Consider the following 24,800-nt stretch of genomic DNA (forward strand, 5'->3'; position numbering starts at 1 on the left):
TCGCCTATCTGAAATCCACCCTCGAAGCCATCGCCGCCGGCCATCCGCAAGGCCGACTGGACGAGTTGCTCCCGTGGAATTACCAGCCGTCAACCTGAAAACCGGGTGGCCGTCCAACGACGCTTACGATCAGGTCGAAACCGAGAAACTCCGGCGTCGGCTGACCGATCGTCTGGAAGAGTCGGCGCGCCCAGCGCTTTTCGAATTCCGGCGCGTCGCTCACGGGATGCCTCCCGGCGAGCATATCCGCTGCAATGGCGGCGACCTCGCTGGCCGGCGGCGCTTGCTGCAACTCCTCGGGCGTGATCCCGTGGATCCGGGCGGAGGCCTCGTGCCATCCCTCCATCTCCCAGCGCGGGTCCGGCCGGATGAGCGAGGACCATGAGCCGATTTCGGAACCGTCGATCCAGGCCATGCCGATCTCGATGGGCCAAGAGTGCGGCTCGAGGCTCGAGGCCTCGAAATCGAGGAAGAATAGATCCTTGATCCTGACGTCCATCCCGTCGCCTTTCCAGTCGGTTTCGAGTTGGCCAGATTAACGGTCGATCGATGCACCGCAATCCGCGAGATCTTACGCGGCATTCAAGATAAAGGTCGGGAGCGCCGCCGCCGGGCGCTATGCCGTCCGCTCCCGGGGGCGGCCCGAGACCGATCCGGCCGAAGCGCATCAGAAACGGGAGCGCCGGAAGGCTTTGGGGCGATACTGAAGCGGATGCGGGAAGCCCGGGGTCTCACGCTGGCGGCGGCGGCCGAGGCCGCTGGCATCGCCTCGGCGCGGAAGCTCAGCCATTACGAAACGACATGCTGCCGTCACGATCCGGAAGAGTCCGGGACGAGGCCGTCCTGATCGGCCTTCTCGTCCTTGAGGAGCGCCTGGAAGAGCGGGTCGGTCGCGACCGCGACGAACTGATCTTCCTGAGGTGCATTCCTTCGCTCGAAAGCGGCGAGGTGCGGGCGGGCGGCCGCCACGTGGATCGTCGCGTCGGTGCCTTCGATCGGGAGAACTGCTTCGGTCGGCAGATCGCAGATCCTGGTCATCGGTCCTGTCCTTTGGAGGTCCATGTCATCCTTCCCCGTTGAAGGATGCAGGAGTACGGGAGGTTCGTTCCGTTCCAGTCACATACACCCCGGGACGCATGAATCCCACCAGTTCCCGAGATGATCGTAAACGCCGACCATTATCCTCCTCGCGCCTCAGCCCTTCAAGCCTCGCGTGCGCCAGGACACCTTTCCCGATCTGGATCGATCCCGGACGAGTCGCCGGAAGCTACCGGGGTGTCGTTGTTTCCCGGGAACCTACCGGGGCTGGGCGACCGGAGATCCTCGGGCCGACTGGGCCGCATATCTCGATGGGCGACCTCCGCGAAGCCGTTGATCCTGGAAAGCTCCTCGATCACGCATTTCTGCTGGGACAACCCGGAATGGCGTTTCACCAAGGATGCCGCTGGCCACGAGATCCTCGTCCCGGAAGACCGCGCGGAATGGCTTGATGCGGGTCCGGACGGCTGATCGGCCAGCGGTTCGCCGCGCCCGTTCCGGCCGGTCGAGAATTTCGCGGGCGGGCGATGACCATCGTCCATGCCATGGGGAACGCCAGATGAGGTGCGCTGCGGCGATCAGGTTGCCCGCTTCAAGGCGTACTCTTTCTGAACCTTCCTGACCTGCTTCAGGTGCTCCTTTATGTCTTCCGCCCCGATCTTCAAGATGGTGAACAAGAGCGGGAACGTGAGCTCCTGCGCGACCCAGGGTTTGCGGTTGCCGGTGAAGAGAAATACCGAGAACAGGCGCGCGTCGGGCCAGGTTGAGGCGACGAACCGCGCAAGACCCTCGGGATCGCGCGCGGCGAAATAGCGTTCGAAACTGTTCGGATGGGTCTTGCTGAACTTGCATTCCAGAAGACCCGGGCTGACGACAGCGAAGAAGCGGGCCATCAGGTCGATCACGGCATCGCGCTCATCCTCTAGAAGGGTCGACAATGGCGCACCCTGAATCTCCGGGGGCACCTCCAGCAGAAGGTCGATCACCTTCATCTGAAACAGGACGCGGAGGCCGGTCTCGATGTCCGGTGTCCATTCACTATCCGCGATGTCATCCATCGAACATCTACCTCCAGCATCTTGCCCGGCGTTACCGCCACATCATGGCGGCATCATGGCGGCCGGGCGAAGCCGCGCCGGGATCCTCCGCCCTTCAGAAGCGCGAGTGCGCCGTGAAGCACCGTCCGGTCGATCTCGACCCGGATGACGTCGAACGGAAAGCGCCCGGCATGGCGCCGGATGGCGGCGTCCCGTGCGGCCGACGGCCTGCGCCCGTCTATCTCGCCTGCCTCGTCCAGCCAGGCTTTCAACATGGCGCCCTCCTCAATCCCCCAGAGCGCAGATCTCGTGGAAGAAGCCGTCGGGGATCGTGTGCGGGTATTGCGCGAAGAGCCCCTGCATCTCCCGATGGAACGCCTCCTTCTCGACATCGCGCGCGAGGAGTTCGCCACGCGCGAGAGCCGCCGCATCGAGGTTGCCCTGCGCACCGCCAAGCTGATGCCGGTCAAGGCATTGGAAAGCTTGGACTTCAGTTTCCAGTCCTCGCTCGACCGGGAACGGATCGCCGCCCTGGCCCAGCTCGACTTCATCCGCAGCGCCGAGGTGGTTCACTTCCTCGGTCCGCCCGGCACCGGCAAGAGCCACCTCGCCACAGCCCTCGGCGTCGCCGCGGTGAAGGCCGGGCGCAGTTTCTACCGCGCCACCTTGGCCGAGCTGATCGACGGGCTGGCCCGGGCGCTTTGACGGCCGCGCCCGGGCCGCTGCCGGGGATCGTGTCAGGAGCCGCCGTCCAAGGCTCGGTGACGCTTCACGGCGCGGATGCCGAGGTCGCGGAGCCAGCTCCTTTGCTTCTCGCGCAGGATGATCCGCTCCCCGAAGAGCTGCGCCCTGTCGATCTGTTGAGCAACAAAGCCGCAGGATCTCGACTCGTGGCGCTCGAGATCCTCGAAGATCACGTCGAGCGCCAGGATGATGTCGCACCAGATGCGGGTATCGGCATTGTCGGGATCCGCGTCGAAGGCCCGGGCCTCGAGGGCTTCGATGGCCGCCTGTCGTTCCCGGGCGGCCCGCAGCTGCGCCGGCCGCTGGGCCAGCAGGGCGGCCCGGCGGTCACATTCCGCCAGGGCGTGATGGACGCGGTCGTCGAGTGCCGTGTCCAAGAGAGAAATGCCGCTGAAGACACCATTGCCGGGAAATTGCGTGTCGCTCTCGCGGCAGGTAGCGAGGTTCCGCACACGGGCCATCGAGATCAGGGCGGGATCGTCGCTCTCCTTCACGGACAGGATCTCGAACTCGGCCTCACCGCGCGGCGTGTCCTTCGTGAACCGCGCGCCGATGAAGTCGGTCGGCGCGAGAAGGTCGCGGGCCTGGGTGAAGATCCGGATCAGCTTGTCGTTCATGAAACGCTCCTCTTCGGGACGGATTGGATGGGCCTGGTGAAAGGGAAGTCGCGGGACCGGCGGACGCATGACAGCGAAATGCGGCAGGTCATCGGTCTCCGGGTGAAAAAGCGGGGCGGCCGCCGGCCGCCCCGCCGGGCTCAGCGCTCGATCGGATCGCCGTCGCGGAAGATGATCGCGCGGAGCCGGTCGCGGACGCGCTTCTCTCGCTGGGCCGTGGCGTTTGCCGCCCTGATCTCGGCCGGCGTGCGCCGCGGGAGCGGTTCGGTGCGGCGGAGCATGCCGATCAGGACCTGCCGGTCGCTGTCGCTGAGCTCTGCCGCGGCCTCGAGGACGCGCCTGCGCTGCCACTCGGTTTCGGCGGCCTCTGCGAGCCGGATGAAGGGATCGTCGTCTCCGGCCTCGCTCCGCGCATCGAGATAGCTGGCCTCGCCCTCGGACCGGCGCGCCATAGCGTCCCGGCCGGGCCGGCGATAGCGATCGATCGCGTGCCAGCGGGCGATGCCGTAGGCGAGGGAGCCGACCTTGCCGCGGAGCGTCCTTCCGCTGCGCAGGGACGCGACGAGCTCGAGCTGGACATCTGCGACCATGTCGTCATGGTCTGCGGTGTTGAAGCGGTCAAAGCCGCCTCGGCGCAACCCGCCGGCAATCGCTCGGTCGAGAGCCTTCTTCTTGATCCTGACGTCGCGCTTGTCCTTGCGCCTGAAACTGATGGACGACGAACGGAACGCGTTCGAACCAGCGGGCTTCCGCATGGAACTCTCCATTAACCATTGAGGATGATTTCGAGAGTTCCCTCAGGGGGGTGGCTTGACGCCCCCTTGCGCGCGCCGTACGCTCGAGAAGCTCTCGCGAGGGAGCTTCGAAGAGCGGTAGGCGCGCGCTGCGCGCGACTGCCAGAAGCGGCCGGCCATACCCCGGGCGGATGCCTTGCCCTTTCCACCGATCAGGATCCCGCCGAGCGGTCGCCTCATTCCGGGGACCGCGGCCCTTGCATGGGCATGGCAAAGGACCCGACGAAGAGTTTCCCGGGTTTCGCCCCAGTGAAGCCAAATTCCCCGGCTACCCGGCCGCGTGAAGGATCGCATCGCGGAGGCAGGGCAGGCCCCATGGCACGGCGGCTATTCACGTCCCGGATCGGAAAGCGCGGCACCCCGAACTCGGGCTGCATCCACGTGAAGCTCGCGGCCTACCAGGCGGGCGCGCGCGAGGCCGTGCTCGAGGCCGGCGGCCGATGCATGGGCGGCCTGATCTTCGTGCTCCCGAAGGGGACGCCGGACGCCTTTCTCGACGAGATCGACCGGCTCACCCGGGCAGACCGGGCGCGCGCCATGCGGGAGCGCCTGCCGGTCGCCGCGGCCGACGCGGCGGGCCTCGAGATCGGGAGCGCGTTCGATTTCGGCGGTGAGGTCGGCGTGAGACCGATCGTGGGCATCTCGGCACCCTTTACCCCGACAGAGGCCACGGCAGCCGATCCGCGGCTCGGCGCCTTCACCGGCCGAAGCACCGTCTACCTCTACAATGCGAACCCGCCTGCGGCGGCAGTGCCGAAGCGGACGGAACGCAAAAAGGCCGAGCAACGTGCGGCATCGATCGCCAAGCGCGATGCGTCCCGCTTTCCCGTGCCCGAGGGCAGCGTTACGCCGGGGGACAGGATTCCCTTCAACGGGGACCTCATTACCGTCGTGAAGCTCGGCAAACCCTTCGCGCTGAAGACGGAGGATGAGGTGGCTGCGATGATGGCCCGATTCCCGGATGCGGCCGGTCTCTCGCCCGGCGTCACGATCCAGTACGCGATGCTCGACCATCTCGAACTCCCGATCTCGTACTAGGGCGGCCGCGCGTCGCGCGGCGGCCGGGGCGCATCCGCCTGGCCACCGCCCGCGCCCGCTCCGATCAGCCCGGCGGGGCTGTCCCGTCAGGCGCCCGGGCTCCGCCGTTTCTCAGCCGCGCGCAGAGCCAGGCCACGTCCTGCAGGATGAGGTCGAGGAGTGCCCGGGCCGCGTCGGCTTCGCGCCGGAAGGCCGCCATGTCGTCGAACGGTGTCGGCTCTTCCTGCGCGACCATCGCGAGCGGCAGCAGGGTCCGCATCAGGGGAACGAACTCCTCCCGCGACGGAATCTCGTCCGACATGACCTGTCCGGCCCAGAGTCCCGCCGTGCCCGGGAACAGCCGGCCATGCATGTCGAGCCCTGGCATCGCGGTCCCGGTGAGCGGGCTGATCCTGACCTGTCCTTCCGAGGTCATCAGGATCTCGATCCAGGCCAGCGTCCCGTCGGTCTCCTCCGCCGGCAGGATCGCGCCCCTGGGCATCCAGGGATCGCAGCGGCAGGGCGCGAGGCGGCCACCCACGGCCGCCAGGAGATGGCCGATCGCCTCCAGGCGGCCGGGGCGTTCGAGGTGGAGGACCGGCAGGGAGTCGAGGAACCACATCAGACCGCCGCGGGTCGCTCCGGGAATACTCCGGGCCAGGCTGGCGAAGCGATCACCGGGCGAAGCGCCCGGCGCTCCCGCGAGATCCGGGGCGTGACGCGCCAGGGCGGGACCGGCGGCCCGAAGCGCCGGGCCGAGCGTCTGGAGAAAGCTCGCGCGCTCTCCGGCATCGAGTTCCGCGATCGGAACGGAGACGGCGCCGCAGGGCAAGTGGGCCCACTGCGCCGCCACGGCGGAGGCGGGATCACTCTCCACGGGACGGATTCCGGGATCGGCTGAACGCGACAGCGCAGGGAGCCCGCGCAACGCCATCCGCATGACCCGCGCCGCGGCTTCCGCCGTCCGGTGGTCCCCGACAAGCTCCCGGCTGGCGATCAGGCGGCCAAGCGGCGCCATGGCCCGGAGGTGGGGTTTCAGGAGCGAGGCTTTCGCAAGCCCGTGCGGCGCCGGATCCGAGAACCAGATCCGCGGCGCGAGGCCGTCGCACAGGAGTTCCAGGCAGACCTTGATGCTGTGGGGGAAGTCGTGGGTCTCGAGTTCGGATAGCCGCAGTTCCACGGAAAGCCCGCCCGGATCGAAGGGCGGGATCGGCTGGCCGATCTCGAGGATCGCCTCGATCAGGTCCCGGCGCGCGTCGGCGGTGTCGAGATCGAAAAGGGCATGGGCGCCGATCAGCCAGAGCAGGCTAGAGACCGGCAGCGCGCCGAAGAGGTCGATCAGGTCGTCCCGCAGGATCGCCGTGTCGCCGGGCCGGGCGCCGGGCGCCAGGCGCCAGAGCGCGGAACCGGGAGGAAGCTCGGCAAGGCGCGCGTCGATGAGGCTCGCGACATGATGCCGGGGATAGGCTTCGGCAGGCGACAGGCGGCCTGGCTCGATCGCGTAGGGCATCGCGGCGAAGTCGGTCGTCGCGACGACCGTGCTCCTAGTCCGGAAGGCAAGAAGAGGCAGGCCGTGGACCGGACCGGCGCCGGAGGCGGCGGCCGGCGCGTTCCCGTCGCGTCCGACGTCTTCGCCATGGCCGGGCTCCCCGAGGTCGTCGATCGGGGTGTCTTCGCCGGGATCCAGATCGTGTTTGTCGAACAGCCAGTCGAGATCGACATCCTCGTCGTCTTCGTCGTCGAGCCGTACATTCTCCTCGTCGTCCGGATCCGGCTGCGGGATCCCGATCGCCGAAGGGGCATATGCGGCGATCTCGTCCTCGGGCGGCTCGGGCGCCTCCATGCTCCAGGCGGTCCGGACGAAGCTGACGGTGTGGCGGAATTGCAGGGCCTCCTGCGCGGCGCGTTCGGGCGAAGGCGCCGCGGGCGCGTAATCCTTGCAGCCGATCATGAGCTTGAGGACTTCCTGGTTCTCCAGGAATGCGTCGTCGTCGAAGGGACGGTCGTCGACCCCGGGCGCGGTGAGAGCTGCCGCCACGTCCCGCGGGTCGGGCCCGCGGTCGAGGGGGGGCTCGCCGGAGAGGGTGTCGATCGCGTCGAGCCCGAGGGGCTTCCCATCGTCCTCGTCATGGCGGTGGCGGATCTTGCGGGCAAGATCGGCAAGGCCGGTCTGGTTTAGGACTTTCATGTCGCTCATTTCACGACCTCCAGGCTGCGTGACGGTTTGCGGGGTTCGGGATGGAAGGGGTTGGGATCGAAGAGACCGCGGTATTCGGGATCGGCGAGGTAGTTCAGCTTCGACGCGCGGACGGGTTCGGCGCCCTGCCGGCAGAGGATCTGCTCGCCCATCGGCATGCCGAGGATGCGGCCCTGGTAGCCGGTGAGATCGGCCAGCTGTCCAGCGGACGCGGCGTTCGCCGCGCCGAACATCGACAGTGTGCCGGCGTTGTCGAGGATCTCGGCCGCCCGGTCGCCGTAGATCGAGGTCATCTGGCTGACGCTCTGCCAGAAGGTCCAGGTCCGCAGCCCGTAGCCCCGGAGCAGCGAGGCGGCGGTCAGGAGCTCGTCGAGATGGCCGAGGGTGGCGGCCTCGTCGACCAGGAAGAGGTCGGGGATCGCGGGGCGCACGCGGCGCTCGGAGACGGTGGCCAGGATCGTTCCGAGCCAGACCCGGAGCAGGCGGCCGTGGCTGGCGAGCAGGTGCGGCGGCACGCGCAGGTAGATCGTCATCGGCCGGCCTTCGCGGATCCTCTTCAGCAGGCCCCAGCCGCCGTCGAGGCTCTTCTGCGATCGCGGCGAGGCGAGGAACGCGATCTGGTTCCGGAGCGTCGTGAGGATCGAGCCGGCGGTCTTGTCGGGGGCGTCGAGATAGGCCCGGGCTGCGGCCTTCATCGCGCCGCCGTGGAAGCCGCAGACCGACATCGCGGAGAGCATCTCGTCGAGCCGGTCGGCCACGCCCCACATCCGATGGAGGAGCGAGAGTGTCCGCTGCTCGCGCTCGATATGGGTGGCGAGGAACAGCAGCGTGCCGGCGATGATCGTCCGGGAGATGTCCTCCCAGAACGGGTCGCTCGCCATGGAGCTGCAGTTCATCATGCCGGCGATCCGCCGGCACTGGTCGTAGGCGTCGGCTGAGGCCGGCTCGATCATCTCGAACGGGTTCAGCGCGTCGGTGCCGTCGGGGCCGAACGGGTCGAGCCGGATTACCTCCTGGCCCATCTCGCGGCGCCGGCGCGCGGTGACCGCGGCGATCTCGCCCTTGATGTCGACGATGACCATCGAGCCGGGATATGTGAGCGCAGTGGGGATGACCTGGCTCACGCCCTTGCCGGCGCCGGTCCCGGCGATGGTCACGAGGCCCGCGTCGCTGTCGTCCTCGATGAGGGTGCCGGCCGCGAGAGCGGGCGTTTCGCTGGCGAAGCCGAGACGGGTCTTCGTCTCGCCCGGCGTGCGGCCGAGGGCGATGGGATGTGAGCGGGACATGAAAGCCTCCTTGTCATGAGCGTCGATCCCGAAGTCGCGGGAGGGCCGGGCCCATGACGGGGCAGGACGAAAAAGTTCGCGAAGGGCGGGGCGCTGATCTTGTTGTACGATCAGGAGCGAATTGTTGAACGATCTTGCCGTCAATATGAACGATCATTCGGAATGGCGACATTCTCCCTGAATAAGGCTTTCGGGCGCCTCGATGGATGCCTGCCGGGGTCTTTGGACGCGATGGGCGATCATCGTTCATATTGACTTCCTCGGATTGCGAGGATTGACTAAAAAGCCCTCGCGTCGCGATCATCCCGCCACAAATGCGCCGGAAGTCCGGAGTACCCTGCACTGACACCAATCGAGCAAGGAGAACCTCTTTTGCGCATTTGCCATGTTGCCGCGGTTGTCGCCGCAAGTGTCGTTCCGGCCTCGGCCGGTCCCTTCGAGGGGAGCTGGGACGTTGATCCTTCAGCCTGCGGCGCTCCCTACTCGGAGACCCGGATCGAGATTTCCGGCGAACGGATCGGCTTTGTTGAATCGACCTGTCGGCTTGCCAATCCGACTGCGGTCCGAGGCATGGATCGAGTGCACCTCTTCGACTTGGAATGTTCGGGCGAGGGGGAGACATGGTCGGAGCGTATTCTTCTCGGATTGAGCGGCCAGCACCAACTGCTAGTCTACTTGCGCGGCTTCGCGCACCTGCGTATGCGCTGTTGAGGTCGAGGGAACGGCATCCCGCCAATCAGGCCGAAGGAGCGTTTGCTTGGCCAAACGACATGACGCTCCGGGATCAAGTTCGGCGAAAGATGATCGTTCATTGGAGTGCGCCCCTCCGGGTGGTCCGGCCGTCGGCCGGTCGAGGCTTCCCGTTCGTCTCATCGGGTTTCGTGTTGGCAATGTGGTGCGCGGCGATATCGGAAATCTTCTTTTCCGCATCCTGTGCGTCAAATGCCCCAAAGGCCACTGGCGCGACCTCCAATTACGGAAGCTTTACCACGTGCGAAGATATTTCTCGCGGCGCGTTCCGAAAAAAAGTACGTGGTCCTGACCAAATCCAGGTGCCCATGGGATGGCCGAATTCTTTATCAAACTTGTCGTGGCGGCGCTGCTTCTCATCTTGGTTGCCGCCATAGCCCTTCCCCACATTCCGCTGGCGCTGTCGCTGCTCGGGCTTTTCGTGGGCGCGCTGCTCGCGATCCTACACCCGAGAACGGCAGCCCCGATGCTGGCGTTGGGCCTCTCTGCGGGTATCCTGCTCGGCCTGGAGAACGGGCCCGAGGTCATTCTTTTTGGCAGCAGGGTCGCGGTGGCGGGCGATGCGGCGCCGGCGGCCCAGTCGATGGCGAACTGGATCCTCCTGACCTTCTGCCTCGGCTGGCCGCTGATCCTCGGAGGATCCCTGCTTGCCCGGGACATCGGCTACCGGCTCGTGCTGCGCTCCTGCCTCAGGAAGAGGAAATGGATCGCGCCCGTTCTCCGGATGTCGGTCGCGGCGCCGCTTACCCTGCTCGTTCCGCTGAAGCTGTGGCACGCGGCCGTCCCGTTGCCGCTGCCCTGGGCCGGTGCGGCCCTCCTTGCGATCCTTCTCCTCGGCATCCGTGCATACCTTGCTTCCAGCGTCAGAAAGACCGTTGAAAACACACATCGGTACGATCCCTGGCTCGTGAAGCGGAGTTGGCTTCTCATCCTTATCGACCACTGGATCGCGGCGCGCGACCGACGCGAAGCCGACGACATCGAGCGAGAAATCTTCAAAATATTGAAAAGTTACGCATTTTTCGTCGAGATGCGAGGGCCGGTGTCAGAGAACTTCCATCGCGCGCGGCTCATCGAGGCTTGGCGCAACCTCGCCGGATCGGACAGTTACATCCTGCGCCCCCGGCTCGAGAAGGAACTGAAGGCGCAGGGCTTCCGGCGCCGCGTCGTCCGCGGAAAGGTGGTGGACGACTGGATCTGGCCGACGGCCTGATCCGGCAGGTGCCGCAGTGCCGCGGCACGCGATCGCCAGAAAATGGCCGCACGCCTGCGTCATGCGTGTGCGAGTTTGACGGGCAATCGCCCCTTCCCCGGAATTGCCCTGAACGAGGACCGCTTGCCGATGCATGGCTGTAAGCGATGGGGTGGACGCCCCCCGGCGGCATCAAGTGTGCCACGGTAGTGTCCACCGTGGATGGTGGACCCGTGGTGATGGCGTGGGGTCACGGCTCGACCCCCTCGTCGTCGGCCTCGAGCGAGTCGTCCGCGGATTGCCGCCAGTGCTTCAGGAGGTCGTCGAGATCGTCTTCGCGCCTGGCAGGGATCCTTTCCTGGCGCGACTATCCCGGCACCTGTCGAAAAACGGGACACTCCTGGAGCGAGATGATCCCGGTTTCTCCCGCTGCTAGTCGCGCAATCCGCCTCTGCCGAGGGGCATCAAAAGGATCATTAGGCCGCCAACGGCAATTATGAAGCCCCAGAAGAGAAGGTTCAGCACATACGTGATCAGCCAGATGGCGGAGGCCACGAGGTATGGCAGAAGGAAGGCGATAAGGAACATGATGCCGATGTTCAAGAGAAAGCACACCGTCCCGAGGAAGAGGAAATGGCTGCGGCGGAGATCCGCGCCGTCTCGCCTGCACTGCTTGGCGGCACGAACCGCAAGAAAAGCCGCCGCCGCGGCGAGATATGCGGACAGGACGATCGGGAAGCCGAAGGCACCCTGGACCAGGGCGACGGGATCGGAATGGTAGAGCTGAAGGGTCGTCGGGAGGAACCTCCAGAAATCCAGCGCGTCGGGAAATTGCAGGACATATGGGGCTGCTTCGCCTGCCTCAAGGTTTTCCCAGTACCAGTCTGCCGCAAGAATGGTCGCCATCGGGCCGTTAGCCGCTTTCGTGAGCAGCACGATGACTAGGGCGGCCAGGGTCGCCGCGGCAAGCGTCAGGGCGTGCAGGCCGTGATCGGGCTGCCCGGGCGCGATCTCATCTTCATCGAAGAACAGGGAGACGTTCACGTTGACGGCGAAGGCGAGGTAGAGGGCACTCGCGATCATCAGGATCACGGTGGCGATAATCAGCATAGGTACTTCCTCGGGAGAAATCGGATCTTTGCGCCTGACTTGCGCGCGAACATGGCGAAAAGACGTTTCCGGACGGACCCTTGCGTGGCATGTTCTTCACAAGCACATTGGTTTCGGCAAGCAGGATCTCGCCGCCGTGCGGCTCGACGATTGCGGCCCGTCCGATGCCGGGCAGCTTGGACTTCGTCTTGGAAGCATTCACCGAATGGCGCCGGTTCCGTTTGTGGCGACCATTCCGACAGTCCCCCGGAGTGGCAGCTTGAACTTGACCTTGATCAACAGACAGAACTGGATCGCCGCATCCGAGAACACCACAGGGCGACCGGGGCAGCCGTAATGCGGCGCGAGCTAGGCTCTGCCCGGCCTGCTCGACCCGCAGACGTCCCCCCTCGCCAACACCGACGGCGAGGATCTGGTGGTCCAAGAGTTCCGCTTCCGTTTCGCGGCGGGCGTGGTGCAGGGCCAGGTTGCGACGGTGCTGGACGGGCAGGCGGAGCTTTCGCCCGACGGTCCGAAATCCAGGAGCTGGCTGCGCGCGCAATCCGGCAGCGCTCTTGATATTCCGCGGCCGACGCTCCATATGTCACTTTGGTTGACGTCCGAAGCTCTTGCCGGCTTGAAGCGTCGCGGACCTTACGAAGCTCTCACCAGCTGCAGATGTGGTCTTTTCCTGAGCGCATCTCGTCAATCGGCAAGGAGAAAACGCGCATTCCCGAAAGGACTCTATCATCCCGGCTTATTCGTCCAATTCGGCCGGAAAAGTAGCGTGCGCCTGAAAGCGCTGTAGTTTCAAGCTGCTAGACCAGACCTCACAGCAGCATCGGACGCACGCATGGGTGAAACGCTATCGCCGGTGGCGCCCCGGTTCAATCGGTCTCTTCGGATCGAGAGCCGGGCAGAGCGGCTGACAGGAGATCCCGGGGCAATCCTTCTGCGCGAGGTGCTCGAGAACAACGGCATCGTGGACTGGATGACCGATCGTCTGGCCGATCCGCGGCGGCCGCAGGATGTCACGCATGATCTGGCCTCGCTCCTGCGCACGGCGATCCTGCTGGCCGCCCAGGGCTGGCGCGACCATGACGATGCCGATGCGCTCCGTCACGACCCAGCCTTCCGGCTGGCGGTGAGTTCGGCAGCCGGGATGACGCCGCTCGGCGGTCCGGGGCTGGCCTCGCAGCCCACGCTTTCGCGCTTCACGGCGATCATGGCGGCGCCGGCCAATCTGAAGGTCCTGCGCGAAGCGGTCCTGGACTTGGCCGGCCGGTGCGTTCGGGCGCGGAATAAGGGCAAGCGCTTGCCGAAGGTGACGCTGGACGTGGACAGCCTGCCGATCGAGGTTCATGGCCACCAGCCGAAGGCCGAGTGGAACGGCCATTACAACGCCCGCATCTATCATCCGCTCATCACCTCGACGCGCCCGCGCAGGTCTGGGACAGAACCGCGGAGCGCCTGCGCCCCGTGCGCCCCGCCGACATCGCCATCCTCTGCCGCAGCCACGCCCAGATCGACGCCTATGCCGCCGCCCTGCGCGCCCTGGGCGTAGCCGTCTCGCGCGAGGAGGCGGGCTGGCACGCCGCTCCCGTCACCGCCGCCGCCCACGCCGCGCTCGCCTATGCCGCCGACCCCGCCGACCGGCACGCCGCGCTCTGCCTCGCCGTCCTCGGCCCGCCCGCGACGCCGCTGGAGGACGCGCTTAAGGCCGAGCTGGACGGCCGGCTGGCGCAGGTCGCCCCGCTGCCCGCCCTCGCCGCGCTGGCGGAGGCGGCCGAGCGCCTGCCGCTGCCCCGGTTCCTGACCGCCGTGATCGCCGCCGCCGGGCTCGAGGACTGGACGCTCGGCCAGCCGGAACCGGCCGCCGCCCGCGCCGACCTCGCCCGCCTGATGGCCGAGGCCTTCGCGAGCGCGGAGGAGGAGACCGCCGAGGCCGCCGGCCTGCACGGCATGGGCGCGCGCGCCTTCCTCGGCTGGCTCGCCGACCGCGCTTCCCGCGGCGACGACGACCGCCGCCCGCCGCCCGAGGCCGGTGCGGGGCTCGGCGTCGAACTCGTGACCTGGCACGCCGCCAAGGGCCGCGAATGGCCCATCGTCGTCGTCGCCGGCCTCGACTGGGAGATGGGCGAGCGGCCGGGCAGCCTGCGCGTCGACTTCCCCGACCTCTCCGACCCTGCGGCGATCCTTACCGGCGCCGTCCTGCGCCACTATCCTGCTGCCCCGGTGCCCGCCGGCCGGCGCGAGGCGTTCCTCGAGGCCCGCCGCCCCGAGCCCCTGCCGGAGGCCCCCCGCACCCCCTGGCACCAGCCCCCTTCCGCGACCCTCTCGGCCGCGCCGCTCGCCTGGCGCGCCGAATCCTACGGCCCGCCGGTTCCCTGGGCCGCCGGGGTGGAAGACATCTCCGCCCGCGGCACCGCGCTCCATCTCGCCGCCCGCGTCTTCCTGACGGAGCAGCGCGGCCGCGAGGGCGCCCTGATGGACGCCACCGGCCTTGCCGAGACCGACCTCGCCGCGCTCGCCGACCAGATGGAGGCGCTGCTCCGCTGGCTCCGCGCTCGCGGCACCACGCGCCTCCTCACCGAACTCCCGCTCCAGCACCGCCACCCCGACGGGCGCGAGACCACCGGCATCGCCGACCTCGTCGCCCTCGGCCCGGACGGCGCCCTCCTGATCGACCACAAGTCCCCCAGCCCGGCGGACCCCGCCACCGCCGCCACCGCCCATGCCGGTCAGCTCCTCGCCTACGCCGCCATGGTCGAAACCGCCCTCGGCACTTCCGTCACCCTCCTCGGCATCAACTGGCTCGGCGCCGGCACCCTCTCCCTCGCCGAACCGGCCTGCGCTGGTGCAACGGCGCATCTGGCCCGGGCGACGCCAGGGGGCTGAGCCGGGGAGCCAGCTGCGCCGAGACGCGGCCTGCCAGCCCGGGCACAGACTCGACGGAAAGGACAGACCCGCGGCGGACCCGGTGCCCCAGATCCGAGGATGGACGTGTCGGGGCGGACAGTCGCTCATGATCCTTCGCAAGAAGGTTCGGGGCGGCATCTCGCCTCTGGCGCTGCTCGAGTATCTCGGGAACCCTGTGGTCCACGAATTCATCCAGTCGCTGGCCGGCGGCACCGCCATTCAGAGCATCGCCATGAAGGACCTGAACGAGGTGGCCATTCCCATCCCGGACGATGCGACCATCGCTGCGATCGCGGCGAAATTCGCCGAGCGTCAGGCGGTCTTCGACCGGATCGCGGAGCTGGGACGCAAGGTCGTTTCCCTGCGCGGCAGCACATGGCCGAACCCCGAACTGGAGGGCGAGACGCCTGACGCGACGGAGTAATCCCCAGGTTATGCGATCCCGGAGTTTCTCTTTGTCTGGTGGCGCCCTTATACAGATAGGCAGCGCCAGATGACCGAACATGGAAATGGAGACAGGCCTTGAGCCAGGACAGCATCAACAACAACGCTTCCTTCATCTGGTCCATCGCGGAACTTTTGCGCGGCGATTTCAAGCAATCCGAATACGGCAAGGTCATCCTGCCCTTCACGGTCCTTCGCCGCCTCGACTGCCTGCTCGAGGAGACGAAGGATGCGGTTCGCGACCAGGCGGCCGCGCTCGATCCCGAGACCGACGAGCAGATCCGGATGATGATGCTCTCCGCGGCCGCGAATGCCGGCGGGCAGATCTACAACGAGAGCCGCTTCACCTTCGCGACGCTCAAGCAGCAGGATGCCGGCCAGCTCCGGTCGAACCTAGTGGACTACCTGACGGGCTTCAGCCCGAACGTGCGGGACATCTTCATCGAGAAGTTCGAGATGACCGAGGTCCTGAAGAAGCTCGACAACGCGGGCTCGCTCTGGATGGTCTTCGACCGGTTCTGCCAGATCGACCTGCATCCCGCCCGCGTGACGAACCTGGAAATGGGCTACCTGTTCGAGGAGCTCATCCGCCGGTTCTCGGAAATCTCCAACGAGACGGCCGGGGAGCATTTCACGCCGCGCGAGATCGTGCGCCTCCTCGTCGACCTGCTGATCGCGAATGACGAGGACGCGCTGTCGGGCAAGGGCATCATCCGCCGCGTCTACGACCCTGCCTGCGGCACCGGCGGCATGCTGTCGATCGCCGAGGAGGCGATGACGGCCCTCAATCCCGGGCTGAATGTCGACCTGTTCGGCCAGGAACTGAACGGGGAATCCTTCGCGATCTGCAAATCCGACATGCTGGTGAAGGGGCATGACGCCTCGCGCATCGCCTTCGGCAACTCGCTGACCGAGGACCGGCACAAGGGCGAAACCTTCCACTACATGCTGTCGAATCCCCCTTACGGCGTGGAGTGGAAGAAATACGCCGACCCGATCAGGGAGGAGGCCGAGGAGTTGGGCCATGACGGCCGGTTCGGCGCCGGCCTGCCGCGGATCTCCGACGGCCAGCTGCTCTTCGTCCAGCACATGGTCTCGAAGATGCGCGACGACGAGAAGGGCTCGCGGATCGGGATCGTGATGAACGGATCGCCCCTTTTCACCGGCGGCGCGGGCTCGGGCGAAAGCGAGATCCGGCGCTGGCTGATGGAAAACGATCTCGTCGAGGCGATCGTCGCGCTGCCGACGGACCTTTTCTACAACACCGGCATCCAGACCTACATCTGGATCCTGTCGAACCGGAAGCCGGGAGAGCGCCGGGGCAAGGTGCAGCTGGTCGACGCCTCCGGCGAGCAGTTCTGGAAATCCATGCGCAAGTCGCTCGGCTCCAAGCGGCGCCTGGTGCCCGACGAGGCGCGGGCCGAGATCGTGCGGATCTACGGCGAGTTCCTGAACGGGGACAGCGGGTATTCGGATGTGTCGAAGATCTTCGACACCGCGGATTTCGGGTATCGCGAAATCCGGGTGGAGCGGCCGCTGCGGCTGCGCTTCGACATCGACGAGGACCGGGTCGCCGGGCTGCGAAGGGATGAGAAGGCGCTCGCGGCGCTCGAGAAAGCCGGGAAGAAGATCCCGGGTTTTGTCGACCTGCTGCTCGACATCCTCGATGACATGGTCGGCGTGGCCTGGATGGACCGGGAGGTCTTCTCGGAGGACATGAACGGGGCGCTGAAGGCGCGCGGCGCCAAGCTGCCCACGGCCGCCCTGAAGGTTCTGGTCGCGCGATTCGGCGAGACCGATGAGCACGCCGGGATCTGCCGCGACAAGGATGGTAATCCCGAGCCCGATCCGAAGCTGCGCGACCACGAGCTGGTGCCGCTGAAGGAGGACTGGCAGGCGTATTTCACCCGCGAGGTGGCGCCCTTCGTGCCCGATGCCTGGGTCGATGAAGGCCATGTCGACCCGACCGATGGCGAGGTCGGGCGCGTGGGCTACGAGATCAATTTCAACCGGTATTTCTACAGGTACGTGCCGCCGCGGCCGCTGGAGGAGATCGATGCGGAGCTGAAGGCCCTGGAGGCGGAGATTGCCGGGCTGCTGAAAGAGGTGGTGGCATGAGCGAAATCATGACCATCAACCAGCCTCATGGTTGGAAACTCTACCGCCTCGCGCAAGTTTTCGACGAACGCAAGCAGAAGGCCAGTGACAAGGACTTCGATGCGCTCAGTGTCACCATGCAGGGCATTGTTCCGCAGCTCGAGACTGCGGCCAAAACGGACGATGGCGATAACCGCAAGCTCGTTCGCAAAGGCGACTATGTGATCAACAGCCGCTCAGACCGCAAGGGATCGGGTGGCATCTCTCCGTACGACGGCACAGTGTCCTTGATCAGCATTGTCCTGCGACCCCGCAGCGATTTGAAACCTGAATTCGCACACCATCTGCTTCGTTCCGTTGCGTTCCAAGAGGAGTTCTACCGCGTAGGCCACGGGATCGTGGCGGATCTTTGGACCACCCGATACTCAGAAATGAAGAGCATCCGCTTTTTCCTTCCCGCCCCCCCCGTCCAGAAACGGATCGCCGCCTTCCTCGACCGGGAAACCGCGCGGATCGACGAACTGATCGCGAAGAAAGGTCGTTTTCTTGCCAAGGCCGACGAGCGATGGAAAGCCACCCTCAATCACGGGATTTTCCCCGGAAGCCCCGACTGGTCCTTCTTGCCGGAAGGGTGGAGAAAAGTTCAGCTCAAGTACCTAACCGATCAGTCGCGACCGATCATGTATGGAATCGTGCTGCCTGGCCCAAATGTCGAAGAAGGCCCGATGATCGTGAAAGGCGGCGATGTAAAACCCGAGCGCTTGAGCCCCGATCGCCTTTGCCGAACAACCTACGAAATCGAGGCCAGCTACAAACGCTCCCGCTTGAAGGCAGGGGATCTTGTGATCTCGATCCGTGGTGGGATCGGAGACATCGAAATCGTTCCTGCCGAGATCGAGGGCGCGAATCTCACGCAGGACGCTGCCCGCATTGCCCCTGGGACCAGCGTCGATGCCGTATGGCTCAGGTATGCACTCCAGACCCCTGCTGTCTTCCATCCACTTGAAGCAAAATCTCTCGGCGCGGCTGTGCGTGGGATCAACATCTTCGATCTGAAACGTGTCTACATCCCGACGCCGCCGCTGGAAGAACAAACGCGGATCGGTCAGAGACTTGTTCAACACGAAGAACGCCTTCAGGAACTTCGGACGGCAGTCGTCCGCCATGCCGACCGCCTCCGCGAATACCGCGCCGCCCTGATCACCGCTGCCGTGACCGGCCAGATCGACGTGGAGACCTATGGCAAGGCCGGAAAGACTTCGGCCACGCTCGACCGGATCGAGGAGGAGATGCAGGCATGAGCGACTTCATCCTGAGGATCAATGGCAATACACGATGCCCTGGCGGGATCAATTTTCCGAGCAGCCCGGAGGACTGGGGGCCGGGCCCTTTCTTCGCCAAGCGGACCAAGGCCAGCCCGTCGACAAGGGTGGACGGGACCAAGAGCGGGGCGCCGGACGCCGGCGATCGCGTCTATGTCTGGGTGATCGAGAGCGGCGACAACAGCCACGGCCGCGGCCTGACCGCGGTCGCGACGGTCGCGAGCGTGACCGAGGAAACCGACCGGTTCTGCCTGATGCTGTCCGACATTACCCTTCTCAAGAAGCCGATCTCGGTGGACCGGGCCCTCGCCGGCGCGCCACGCGCCAAGATCATCGCCGAGATCAAGCGTTTCCGGCCCGAGCGCATCTGGAGCCTGTCCGAGGCCGACGTCGCCGCGATCGAGGATCTGATCACGCAGGCGGGCGGGCTGGAGACGACCTCCGCGGCCGATCCCATGGCCGACGCGCTGCGCCGGGACGCCGAGGGTGTCGAACGCGCGATCGCGGATCGGAAGATGAACCTGGTCAAGGCGCGCCCTGATCAACAGGCGTTCCGACAGGCCGCGCTTGCGCGTCACGACGAGCGATGCGTGTTCACCGACACGCGGGTCGTTGAGGTTCTCGAAGCCGCCCATGTGATCCCGCATACGGGGGCGCCAGAGTTCGAACGCCCGGAGAACTGCCTCCTGCTGCGTCGGGATGTCCATGCCCTGTTCGACCTGTTTCTCCTGAGCATCGACCCGGTGACCGACCGGATCGTGGTTTCCCGCAAGCTCGAGGGCTCGGCCTACGCGGATCTCGACGGGATCCATGTTGATCACCGGCTGGCGCGGTCTGCGCTCGATTTCCACCATAGGCGCTTTGTTGAAACGGAAAGATCATGACCAGCCCCGCCATTTCCCGCGAAAAGCTCCACACCGAGGAGGCCGTCGAGCTCCATCTCGTCGATCAGCTGGTCACACGCCAGGGTTGGCGCGAACGCCCCTGGACGGTCTATGACCGCAAGCGCGCACTCGATTCCGAGATGATCGAGGAGTTCGTCCGGACGACCCAGCCCGACGCCTGGAAGCGGCTCGGCGACCAGTATCCCGGGAAGGAGCGCGAGACACTGGCCGCCCAGGTCGAGGCCCGGCTGAAGGCAGTCGGCACGCTCGAGGTCCTGCGCCAGGGCATCACCATCGTGCCCGGGATCCGCATCACGCTCTGCGCGTTCCGCCCGGCCTCGGGGCTCAACCCGAAGCTCCTGCAGGCCTACGAGGGCAACATCCTGACGGCCATGCGCCAGGTGCGCTACTCTCTTCGGAACGAGAACGCCATCGACGTGGGGCTCCTCGTCAACGGCATTCCGATCGCCACGATGGAGCTGAAGAACACGCTCACCGGATCGACCTGCCAGACGGCCGAGAGGCAGTACCGGAAGGACCGCTCGCCCAATGGCGAGCCGCTGCTGACCTTCAGGCGCGGGGCCCTCGTCCATTTCGCGCTGGACCAGGACAACGTGTCGATGACGACGCACCTGAACAACGGGGCCACGCGGTTCCTGCCGTTCAACTGCGGCCGCGACGGCGGCGCCGGCAACCCCGATGTCGAGGGCGAATTCCGCATCGCCTATCTCTACCGGGACATCGGCGCGCGAAAGGCGGTGTTCTCGCGCGAGGTGCTTCTCGGTATCCTCCACCGCTTCGTCCTGGTCGACGAGGTGGAGCAGCCGGACGGCCGCGTGAAGCGGACGACGATCTGGCCGCGCTATCACCAGATGGACGCGATCCACGCGCTCCTGCGGGACGCGAAGACGAACGGCGCCGGGCAGAACTACCTGTTCCAGCACTCGGCGGGTTCCGGCAAGTCGAACACGATCGCCTGGGCCGCGCATCACCTCGCGACCCTGCATGACGAGGATGACCGACCGGTCTTCGACACGGTGATCATCGTCACGGACCGGGTCGTGCTCGACCGCCAGCTCCAGGCGACCGTCGCGGCCTTCTCCCAGACCCAGGGCTACGTGCAGCCGATCGACGGGACGTCGCGGCAACTCAGGACGGCGATCGAGAAGGGCGCGAAAATCATCATCTCGACGATCCACAAGTTCTCGACCGACCAGCTCTCGGTGCTGCGGAACGAGGAGGGCAAGCGCTTCGCGATCATCATCGACGAGGCGCACAGCTCGCAATCGGGCAAGCATGCCGACAGCATGGCCCGGGTGCTCGCTGATGGCGATCTGACGGAAGAGGAGCGGGAGATCGACGCGACCGAAGCGGCGCTCCTGGAACTCCAGCGGCTGCGCGGACCCCAGGCCAACCTGTCCTACCTGGCCTTCACGGCGACGCCCCGGAACGTGACGATGGAGCGCTTCGGCCGGCCTGGTCCCAACGGGCCGGAGCCCTTCCACCTCTACTCGATGCGCCAGGCGATCGAGGAGGGGTTCATCCTCGACGTGCTGGGCAACTACCAGACCTACGCCTCTTACGCGAGGTTGGAGAAGGCCATCGAGGACGACCCGCGGCTTCTCGAGCGGAAATCGGCCCGCAAGGTCGCGCGCTACATCGACTTCCATGAAATCGCGATGGCGCAGAAGGCCGAGGTCATCGTCGAGCATTTCCGGCGCCATGCGCTGCCCGAACTGAATGGCCATGCGAAGGCGATGGTCGTGACCTCGAGCCGCGAGCACGCGGTGCGGACCTACCAAGCCATCCAGCGCTACATCACGGCGAACGGCTACACTGATGTGTGCGCCCTCGTCGCCTTCTCGAACGAGATCACGGTGGATGGCCAGGCCTGCACCGAAGCCGGGATCAACGGGTTCAGCGAGACGGAGCTCCCGCGGCAGTTCGATGGCGGCGCCTTCAACGTGCTGATCGTCGCCGAGAAGTACCAGACCGGCTTCGACCAGCCGAAGCTCGTGGCCATGTATGTCGACAAGCGGCTGAGCGGGCTGCAGGCCGTGCAGACGCTGGCACGCCTCAACCGGATCTATCCCGGGAAGACCCGGACATTCATCCTCGATTTCCGCAACACGGTCGACGAGATCCGGGAGGCCTTCAAGCCCTACTACAATGCCACGCGCATGGAGGACGTGTCGGACCCGAACCAGGTCTACAACCTCCATGCCCGGCTGCTGGCCTTCGGCATCCTGCGCGAGGACGAGATCGAGCGCTTCGTCGACCGGTTCCTCCAGGCGAACCGGCGGACGGACGAGCGGCCCGTTCTGGAAGGGATCGTGCGCCAGGCCGTCGAACGCTTCAACGTAAATCTCGACGAGGACGAGCAGGAGGAATTCCGGCAGGTCCTGTCCTCCTTCCTGCGGTTCTATTCCTTCATCGCGCAGGTGGTGAATCTCGCCGATACAGAGCTCGAGAAGCTCCACCTCTACGGCTCCTGGCTGAAGCGCATCCTGCCCACGCACCAGGCGCCGCAAGGCGAGGACGTGACCGACGACATGCTGGAACTCGCGGCCTACAAGCTGAAGCCGCAGAACGAGGATCCCGATGCGCGGCTCGGCAAGGACGACAGCGCCCCGCTGAGCCCGATCGACCGGTTCGGCGCGAACCCTTACACCGAGGAGGAAGCCAAGGCGCTCTCCGAGATCATCGAGGCGTTTAACGCGCGGCACGGGACCGATTTCTCGGAGGAGGATTACGTCCGCTTCGAGAACGTGAACGAAGACATCGTCAACGACGACGCCTGGGCGGAGATGCTGAGGAACAACGATCCTCGGGACGTGCGGCCGCGGTATGACGCGGAATTCATGCGGCGGGCGATTCAGGCGTTCCAGCGGGACAACGCGATGCGGAACGCCTTCATGCAGGACCGGGAAGCGCGGGAGATGCTCATGGGGCTGATGTTCCGAAGGGCGGTGCGTGGCGCGGAAGCGGCCAGAGACGCGTGAAACCGGACAGATAACGGCAGGTCCTGCACATGAACATTGACCCTGAAGAACTCCGCCTTGCTGCCGCAACCCGGCAACGGATCATCGACGTTCTCGCCGGCGTGAAGGACGCTTCGTCCTTCCTCCGGAACGATCCGTCCCCGAACTGGCTGACCGAAGGACGCCTGCGCGATTTGCTCGAGGACCACGAGGCCGGCCTACTGTGCCTTGGCGCGCTTCGGATCACGGCGCATGGCGATTGTGGCCACCCGGACCATGACAAGAAGGCCATCTGGCCTCTGGGCGGCTCTACCGGGTGTTGGCGCTACGTGCTTGATGATGGGCGCAGCGATGCGGAGCTTGCCCGGGCCGGCGAGTTCGTCGTCGATGGCATCGTGATGGACAGCGACTTCGGCGACATGCTGTCAGAGCAGGGCACCGCGAGAGTGCCCTGTCCCTGCGCCCCCGGCGGCCCGTTGGCCGATCACACCGTGTCACGGTACTTCGCATGGCCCCGCAGAGAGGGTAGCCGGCTTGGTGAGTTGGCCGAAATCTCGCTCATGCTGCGGGATGCAGTCCAGTCCACGCGCGAGCGCAAGACCCGATCGGGCATTCGGGAGAGGTTGCTGAGAACGCTGATCCAGCTTGAGCGAATGATTGTTCCTGAAACGGCAGAGGACATTATTGCCAGGTGCAATTGTACATATGAAATGCGGGACAGGGTTAATTCATGATCGGACTGTCAGATTTCGACGCCGTCTACGTGGCCATGGCATTTCTGGTCCCTGGCTACGTCTATTTCGTTGTTCGTGGGCACCTTGTGCCCGGGCATCGTTCCCGTGGCAACGAGAGCATCATTCGCCTATTGTCCGTGAGCACGGTGAACTTTGCAGTATGGGCTTGGGCCGTATATCTCGTTGTTGAGTCTCAGGACGCGCCCATCTGGATGCATGCCGCTGTATGGACCTTCGCAATACTGGTATCGCCGGCGTTGATGGGGCTCTTGAGTGGTCTGATGACAAAGTACCAAGTCTTGCGTTGGCTTTACAATAGGATCGGCTTCAGCCCGGCTCACATTGTCCCGACGTCATGGGATTACGCCTTTTCGAAACCTCACGAGCGTTTCGTCATCGTGGTGATGAACGATGGCAGACGGTTCGCCGGTCTCTGGGGAAAGGACTCGTTCGCGTCCGATGAACCGGGCGAACGCGACATATTCATCGAAAAGGTGTACAAGATCGGCGCGGATGATGAACCTTGGACAGAAACAAACCGCAGTGTCTTGATCAGGGCGGAGGCCATCAGATCCGTCGAGTTCATCCCGGTATAATAAGGAAAGGCAAGACCATGAATGATGACAAGGGACCCGGCAGGAAGACGTTCGTTCAGGGCGGGTATCAGCCCTCCACAGCGGAGCGTGGGTACCAGGCGGTAACTCAACGCCCGGATCCGCAGGGGGGGCACCAGCCGACCACCGGACAGAACACGCCGCCTCCGCCGCCGACGGGCGGATCCAGCGAGAGCTGAAGGGGCGACACCGATAGGGGGCCTTCGGGGTGAGAAGGCGCCCCAGTGGAGCGCAGGCTTTCGTTCCAGTGCGTGGCGGCGCTGCCGCATGCGGTTTACGTGTCGAAAGCGGACCGCACGCCCTTCCGCGCCGCGCGGAACATCACCTTGACGAGAGCAGACGCGGCTTCAGCGGACAACTTCCGTTCCTGCGCTATTCGGCCGGCTCACCCACGACTACGACATCGTCGAGATCGGCAACGAGAGTTGCCGCGTTGAGACATGGGCTCGAGTTCGGCCCCTGCCGGCCCGAGCCGTCTGTGCCACGAGAAGGCTCTGCCATCTCGGGAGCGAAACGCCGGAGACCGCGCCGCCGTGGTTTCTCACCGCGGAACGGCTTGTCCTTCCTCGTTCCGTGCGAGCATGTCCTTCAGCATTTCGATGACCTCCGCCTTGAACGCCTCGTCGCGGTCGCGCGCGGCGAGGTCGGCTTGGAGCCTCCCGATGGTCGCGCCGGCCTCGTCGAGCCTTGCCTCGAGCGCGGCGTTCTCCTCGGCGAGCCGGTCGGCATGCGCGGTCTTGTCGGCGAGGTCGTCGCGGAGATCCCGGATCATGGCGCGGAGGGCCGCGCAGTCCTCGTCCCTCGCGGACAGGATGGCGTCCGCTTCGGCCCGGATTTCCTTGGCCTGCCGGCCGAGCCACACGAGGAATTGCTCCCCGATCTCTCGGCCGAGATCGGTCGCCGCGTCTCGGGCGGCAGGGTAAGCGACCGCCCAGTACCCTCGTTGCCTGAGGTGGTCTGCTGTCCGAGATGACGCCCGTAACGACGGAGGTGTCAGATGGATAGCGATGTACAAACTTACGTAAGTTCTCACAGTGACGACGA

At 65.8% G+C, this 24,800-nt stretch carries 26 protein-coding genes and 1 pseudogene; 16 read left to right on the forward strand and 11 right to left on the reverse strand.

Features of this window, described 5'->3' with window-relative positions; translation table 11 throughout:
* Nucleotides 1–98 (forward strand): transposase domain-containing protein (locus NHN26_RS15870; protein ID WP_435594217.1); only part of this gene is annotated, 98 nt, incomplete at its 5' end.
* Here NHN26_RS15870 and NHN26_RS15875 read toward each other — a convergent pair.
* Nucleotides 80–499, reverse strand: a complete 420-nt coding sequence (locus tag NHN26_RS15875) for a 3'-5' exonuclease (protein WP_253090325.1) — start codon at nucleotides 497–499, stop codon at nucleotides 80–82. The genes NHN26_RS15870 and NHN26_RS15875 overlap by 19 nt on opposite strands.
* A 27-nt stretch (nucleotides 500–526) precedes the next feature.
* Here NHN26_RS15875 and NHN26_RS17625 point away from each other — a divergent pair, with 27 nt between their 5' ends.
* A complete protein-coding gene (locus NHN26_RS17625) occupies nucleotides 527–847 on the forward strand; it encodes a helix-turn-helix domain-containing protein (protein WP_354595944.1) in 321 nt (106 codons plus the stop codon).
* Here the strand turns inward: NHN26_RS17625 and NHN26_RS15880 are convergent.
* A complete protein-coding gene (locus NHN26_RS15880; RefSeq protein WP_253090326.1) occupies nucleotides 811–1,038 on the reverse strand; it encodes a hypothetical protein in 228 nt (75 codons plus the stop codon). The genes NHN26_RS17625 and NHN26_RS15880 overlap by 37 nt on opposite strands.
* Nucleotides 1,039–1,371: 333 nt before the next feature.
* Between NHN26_RS15880 and NHN26_RS15885 the strand changes: the two genes are divergently transcribed.
* Nucleotides 1,372–1,509, forward strand: a complete 138-nt coding sequence (locus tag NHN26_RS15885) for a hypothetical protein (protein ID WP_253090327.1) — start codon at nucleotides 1,372–1,374, stop codon at nucleotides 1,507–1,509.
* Between the two features lie 107 nt (nucleotides 1,510–1,616).
* Here NHN26_RS15885 and NHN26_RS15890 read toward each other — a convergent pair whose 3' ends face one another.
* Both NHN26_RS15890 and NHN26_RS15895 read right to left on the reverse strand, forming a co-directional pair.
* Nucleotides 1,617–2,096: a hypothetical protein gene (locus NHN26_RS15890; RefSeq protein ID WP_253090328.1), complete on the reverse strand. Its 480-nt coding sequence runs from the start codon at nucleotides 2,094–2,096 to the stop codon at nucleotides 1,617–1,619.
* A gap of 53 nt (nucleotides 2,097–2,149) precedes the next feature.
* The gene (locus NHN26_RS15895) at nucleotides 2,150–2,350 is read right to left on the reverse strand and encodes a hypothetical protein (RefSeq protein ID WP_253090329.1); all 201 of its coding nucleotides are present in this window, start codon (nucleotides 2,348–2,350) and stop codon (nucleotides 2,150–2,152) included.
* Nucleotides 2,351–2,444: 94 nt separating this feature from the next.
* Here NHN26_RS15895 and NHN26_RS15900 point away from each other — a divergent pair, with 94 nt between their 5' ends.
* Nucleotides 2,445–2,780, forward strand: coding sequence for an ATP-binding protein (locus NHN26_RS15900; RefSeq protein ID WP_290443003.1), 336 nt, complete (start codon nucleotides 2,445–2,447; stop codon nucleotides 2,778–2,780).
* Nucleotides 2,781–2,812: 32 nt separating this feature from the next.
* Here NHN26_RS15900 and NHN26_RS15905 read toward each other — a convergent pair whose 3' ends face one another.
* Together NHN26_RS15905 and NHN26_RS15910 are read right to left on the reverse strand one after the other, a co-directional pair.
* Entirely contained in the window at nucleotides 2,813–3,436 is a 624-nt protein-coding gene (locus tag NHN26_RS15905; protein ID WP_253090330.1) for a hypothetical protein, read from the reverse strand.
* Between the two features lie 140 nt (nucleotides 3,437–3,576).
* Nucleotides 3,577–4,191: an RNA polymerase sigma factor gene (locus NHN26_RS15910; RefSeq protein ID WP_253090331.1), complete on the reverse strand. Its 615-nt coding sequence runs from the start codon at nucleotides 4,189–4,191 to the stop codon at nucleotides 3,577–3,579.
* A gap of 354 nt (nucleotides 4,192–4,545) precedes the next feature.
* On the opposite strand from NHN26_RS15910, the gene NHN26_RS15915 reads away from it, so the two are divergent.
* Nucleotides 4,546–5,268: a hypothetical protein gene (locus tag NHN26_RS15915; protein ID WP_253090332.1), complete on the forward strand. Its 723-nt coding sequence runs from the start codon at nucleotides 4,546–4,548 to the stop codon at nucleotides 5,266–5,268.
* Nucleotides 5,269–5,332: 64 nt separating this feature from the next.
* Here NHN26_RS15915 and NHN26_RS15920 read toward each other — a convergent pair whose 3' ends face one another.
* Both NHN26_RS15920 and NHN26_RS15925 read right to left on the reverse strand, forming a co-directional pair.
* Complete coding sequence (locus tag NHN26_RS15920) at nucleotides 5,333–7,444, reverse strand: hypothetical protein (protein ID WP_253090333.1); 2,112 nt, start codon at nucleotides 7,442–7,444, stop codon at nucleotides 5,333–5,335.
* The gene (locus NHN26_RS15925) at nucleotides 7,441–8,730 is read right to left on the reverse strand and encodes a type IV secretory system conjugative DNA transfer family protein (RefSeq protein WP_253090334.1); all 1,290 of its coding nucleotides are present in this window, start codon (nucleotides 8,728–8,730) and stop codon (nucleotides 7,441–7,443) included. The genes NHN26_RS15920 and NHN26_RS15925 overlap by 4 nt, the downstream gene beginning before the upstream one ends.
* Nucleotides 8,731–9,793: 1,063 nt before the next feature.
* Between NHN26_RS15925 and NHN26_RS15930 the strand changes: the two genes are divergently transcribed.
* Nucleotides 9,794–10,693, forward strand: coding sequence for a hypothetical protein (locus NHN26_RS15930; protein WP_253090335.1), 900 nt, complete (start codon nucleotides 9,794–9,796; stop codon nucleotides 10,691–10,693).
* Between the two features lie 411 nt (nucleotides 10,694–11,104).
* Here the strand turns inward: NHN26_RS15930 and NHN26_RS15935 are convergent, their stop codons facing one another.
* Both NHN26_RS15935 and NHN26_RS15940 read right to left on the reverse strand, forming a co-directional pair.
* Nucleotides 11,105–11,782: a hypothetical protein gene (locus NHN26_RS15935; protein WP_253090336.1), complete on the reverse strand. Its 678-nt coding sequence runs from the start codon at nucleotides 11,780–11,782 to the stop codon at nucleotides 11,105–11,107.
* A 222-nt stretch (nucleotides 11,783–12,004) separates the two neighbouring features.
* Nucleotides 12,005–12,127: pseudogene (locus NHN26_RS15940) on the reverse strand (transposase); the annotation flags it as partial.
* Between the two features lie 70 nt (nucleotides 12,128–12,197).
* Between NHN26_RS15940 and NHN26_RS15945 the strand changes: the two are divergent.
* The 10 genes from NHN26_RS15945 to NHN26_RS15990 all read left to right on the forward strand — a co-directional run bounded on the left by NHN26_RS15945 (nucleotide 12,198) and on the right by NHN26_RS15990 (nucleotide 23,738).
* Entirely contained in the window at nucleotides 12,198–12,569 is a 372-nt protein-coding gene (locus tag NHN26_RS15945) for a hypothetical protein (protein WP_253090337.1), read from the forward strand.
* Between the two features lie 45 nt (nucleotides 12,570–12,614).
* The gene (locus NHN26_RS15950) at nucleotides 12,615–13,325 is read left to right on the forward strand and encodes a transposase (RefSeq protein WP_253090338.1); all 711 of its coding nucleotides are present in this window, start codon (nucleotides 12,615–12,617) and stop codon (nucleotides 13,323–13,325) included.
* A complete protein-coding gene (locus tag NHN26_RS17630) occupies nucleotides 13,241–14,659 on the forward strand; it encodes a PD-(D/E)XK nuclease family protein (RefSeq protein ID WP_253090339.1) in 1,419 nt (472 codons plus the stop codon). The genes NHN26_RS15950 and NHN26_RS17630 overlap by 85 nt, the downstream gene beginning before the upstream one ends.
* A gap of 127 nt (nucleotides 14,660–14,786) precedes the next feature.
* Nucleotides 14,787–15,104, forward strand: coding sequence for a restriction endonuclease subunit S (locus NHN26_RS15960; RefSeq protein ID WP_253090340.1), 318 nt, complete (start codon nucleotides 14,787–14,789; stop codon nucleotides 15,102–15,104).
* 98 nt (nucleotides 15,105–15,202) lie between these two features.
* Entirely contained in the window at nucleotides 15,203–17,242 is a 2,040-nt protein-coding gene (locus NHN26_RS15965) for a type I restriction-modification system subunit M (protein WP_253090341.1), read from the forward strand.
* Nucleotides 17,239–18,522 (forward strand): restriction endonuclease subunit S, encoded by a 1,284-nt coding sequence (locus tag NHN26_RS15970; RefSeq protein WP_253090342.1) that lies wholly within the window; start codon nucleotides 17,239–17,241, stop codon nucleotides 18,520–18,522. The genes NHN26_RS15965 and NHN26_RS15970 overlap by 4 nt, the downstream gene beginning before the upstream one ends.
* A complete protein-coding gene (locus NHN26_RS15975) occupies nucleotides 18,519–19,427 on the forward strand; it encodes an HNH endonuclease (RefSeq protein WP_253090343.1) in 909 nt (302 codons plus the stop codon). The genes NHN26_RS15970 and NHN26_RS15975 overlap by 4 nt, the downstream gene beginning before the upstream one ends.
* Complete coding sequence (locus tag NHN26_RS15980) at nucleotides 19,424–22,429, forward strand: type I restriction endonuclease subunit R (RefSeq protein ID WP_253090344.1); 3,006 nt, start codon at nucleotides 19,424–19,426, stop codon at nucleotides 22,427–22,429. The genes NHN26_RS15975 and NHN26_RS15980 overlap by 4 nt, the downstream gene beginning before the upstream one ends.
* Nucleotides 22,430–22,458: 29 nt before the next feature.
* Nucleotides 22,459–23,142, forward strand: a complete 684-nt coding sequence (locus NHN26_RS15985) for a hypothetical protein (RefSeq protein WP_253090345.1) — start codon at nucleotides 22,459–22,461, stop codon at nucleotides 23,140–23,142.
* Nucleotides 23,139–23,738 carry a DUF6338 family protein gene (locus NHN26_RS15990; protein ID WP_253090346.1) on the forward strand — a complete coding sequence of 200 codons (600 nt, stop codon included), beginning with the start codon at nucleotides 23,139–23,141 and terminating at the stop codon, nucleotides 23,736–23,738. Before NHN26_RS15985 ends, NHN26_RS15990 begins: the two co-directional genes overlap by 4 nt.
* A 559-nt stretch (nucleotides 23,739–24,297) precedes the next feature.
* Here NHN26_RS15990 and NHN26_RS15995 read toward each other — a convergent pair.
* The coding region (locus tag NHN26_RS15995) for a hypothetical protein (protein ID WP_253090347.1) at nucleotides 24,298–24,800 on the reverse strand (503 nt) is incomplete at its 5' end.

Origin of the sequence: Rhodovulum tesquicola, assembly GCF_024128855.1 — a bacterium.
Taxonomy (GTDB): domain Bacteria; phylum Pseudomonadota; class Alphaproteobacteria; order Rhodobacterales; family Rhodobacteraceae; genus Rhodovulum; species Rhodovulum tesquicola.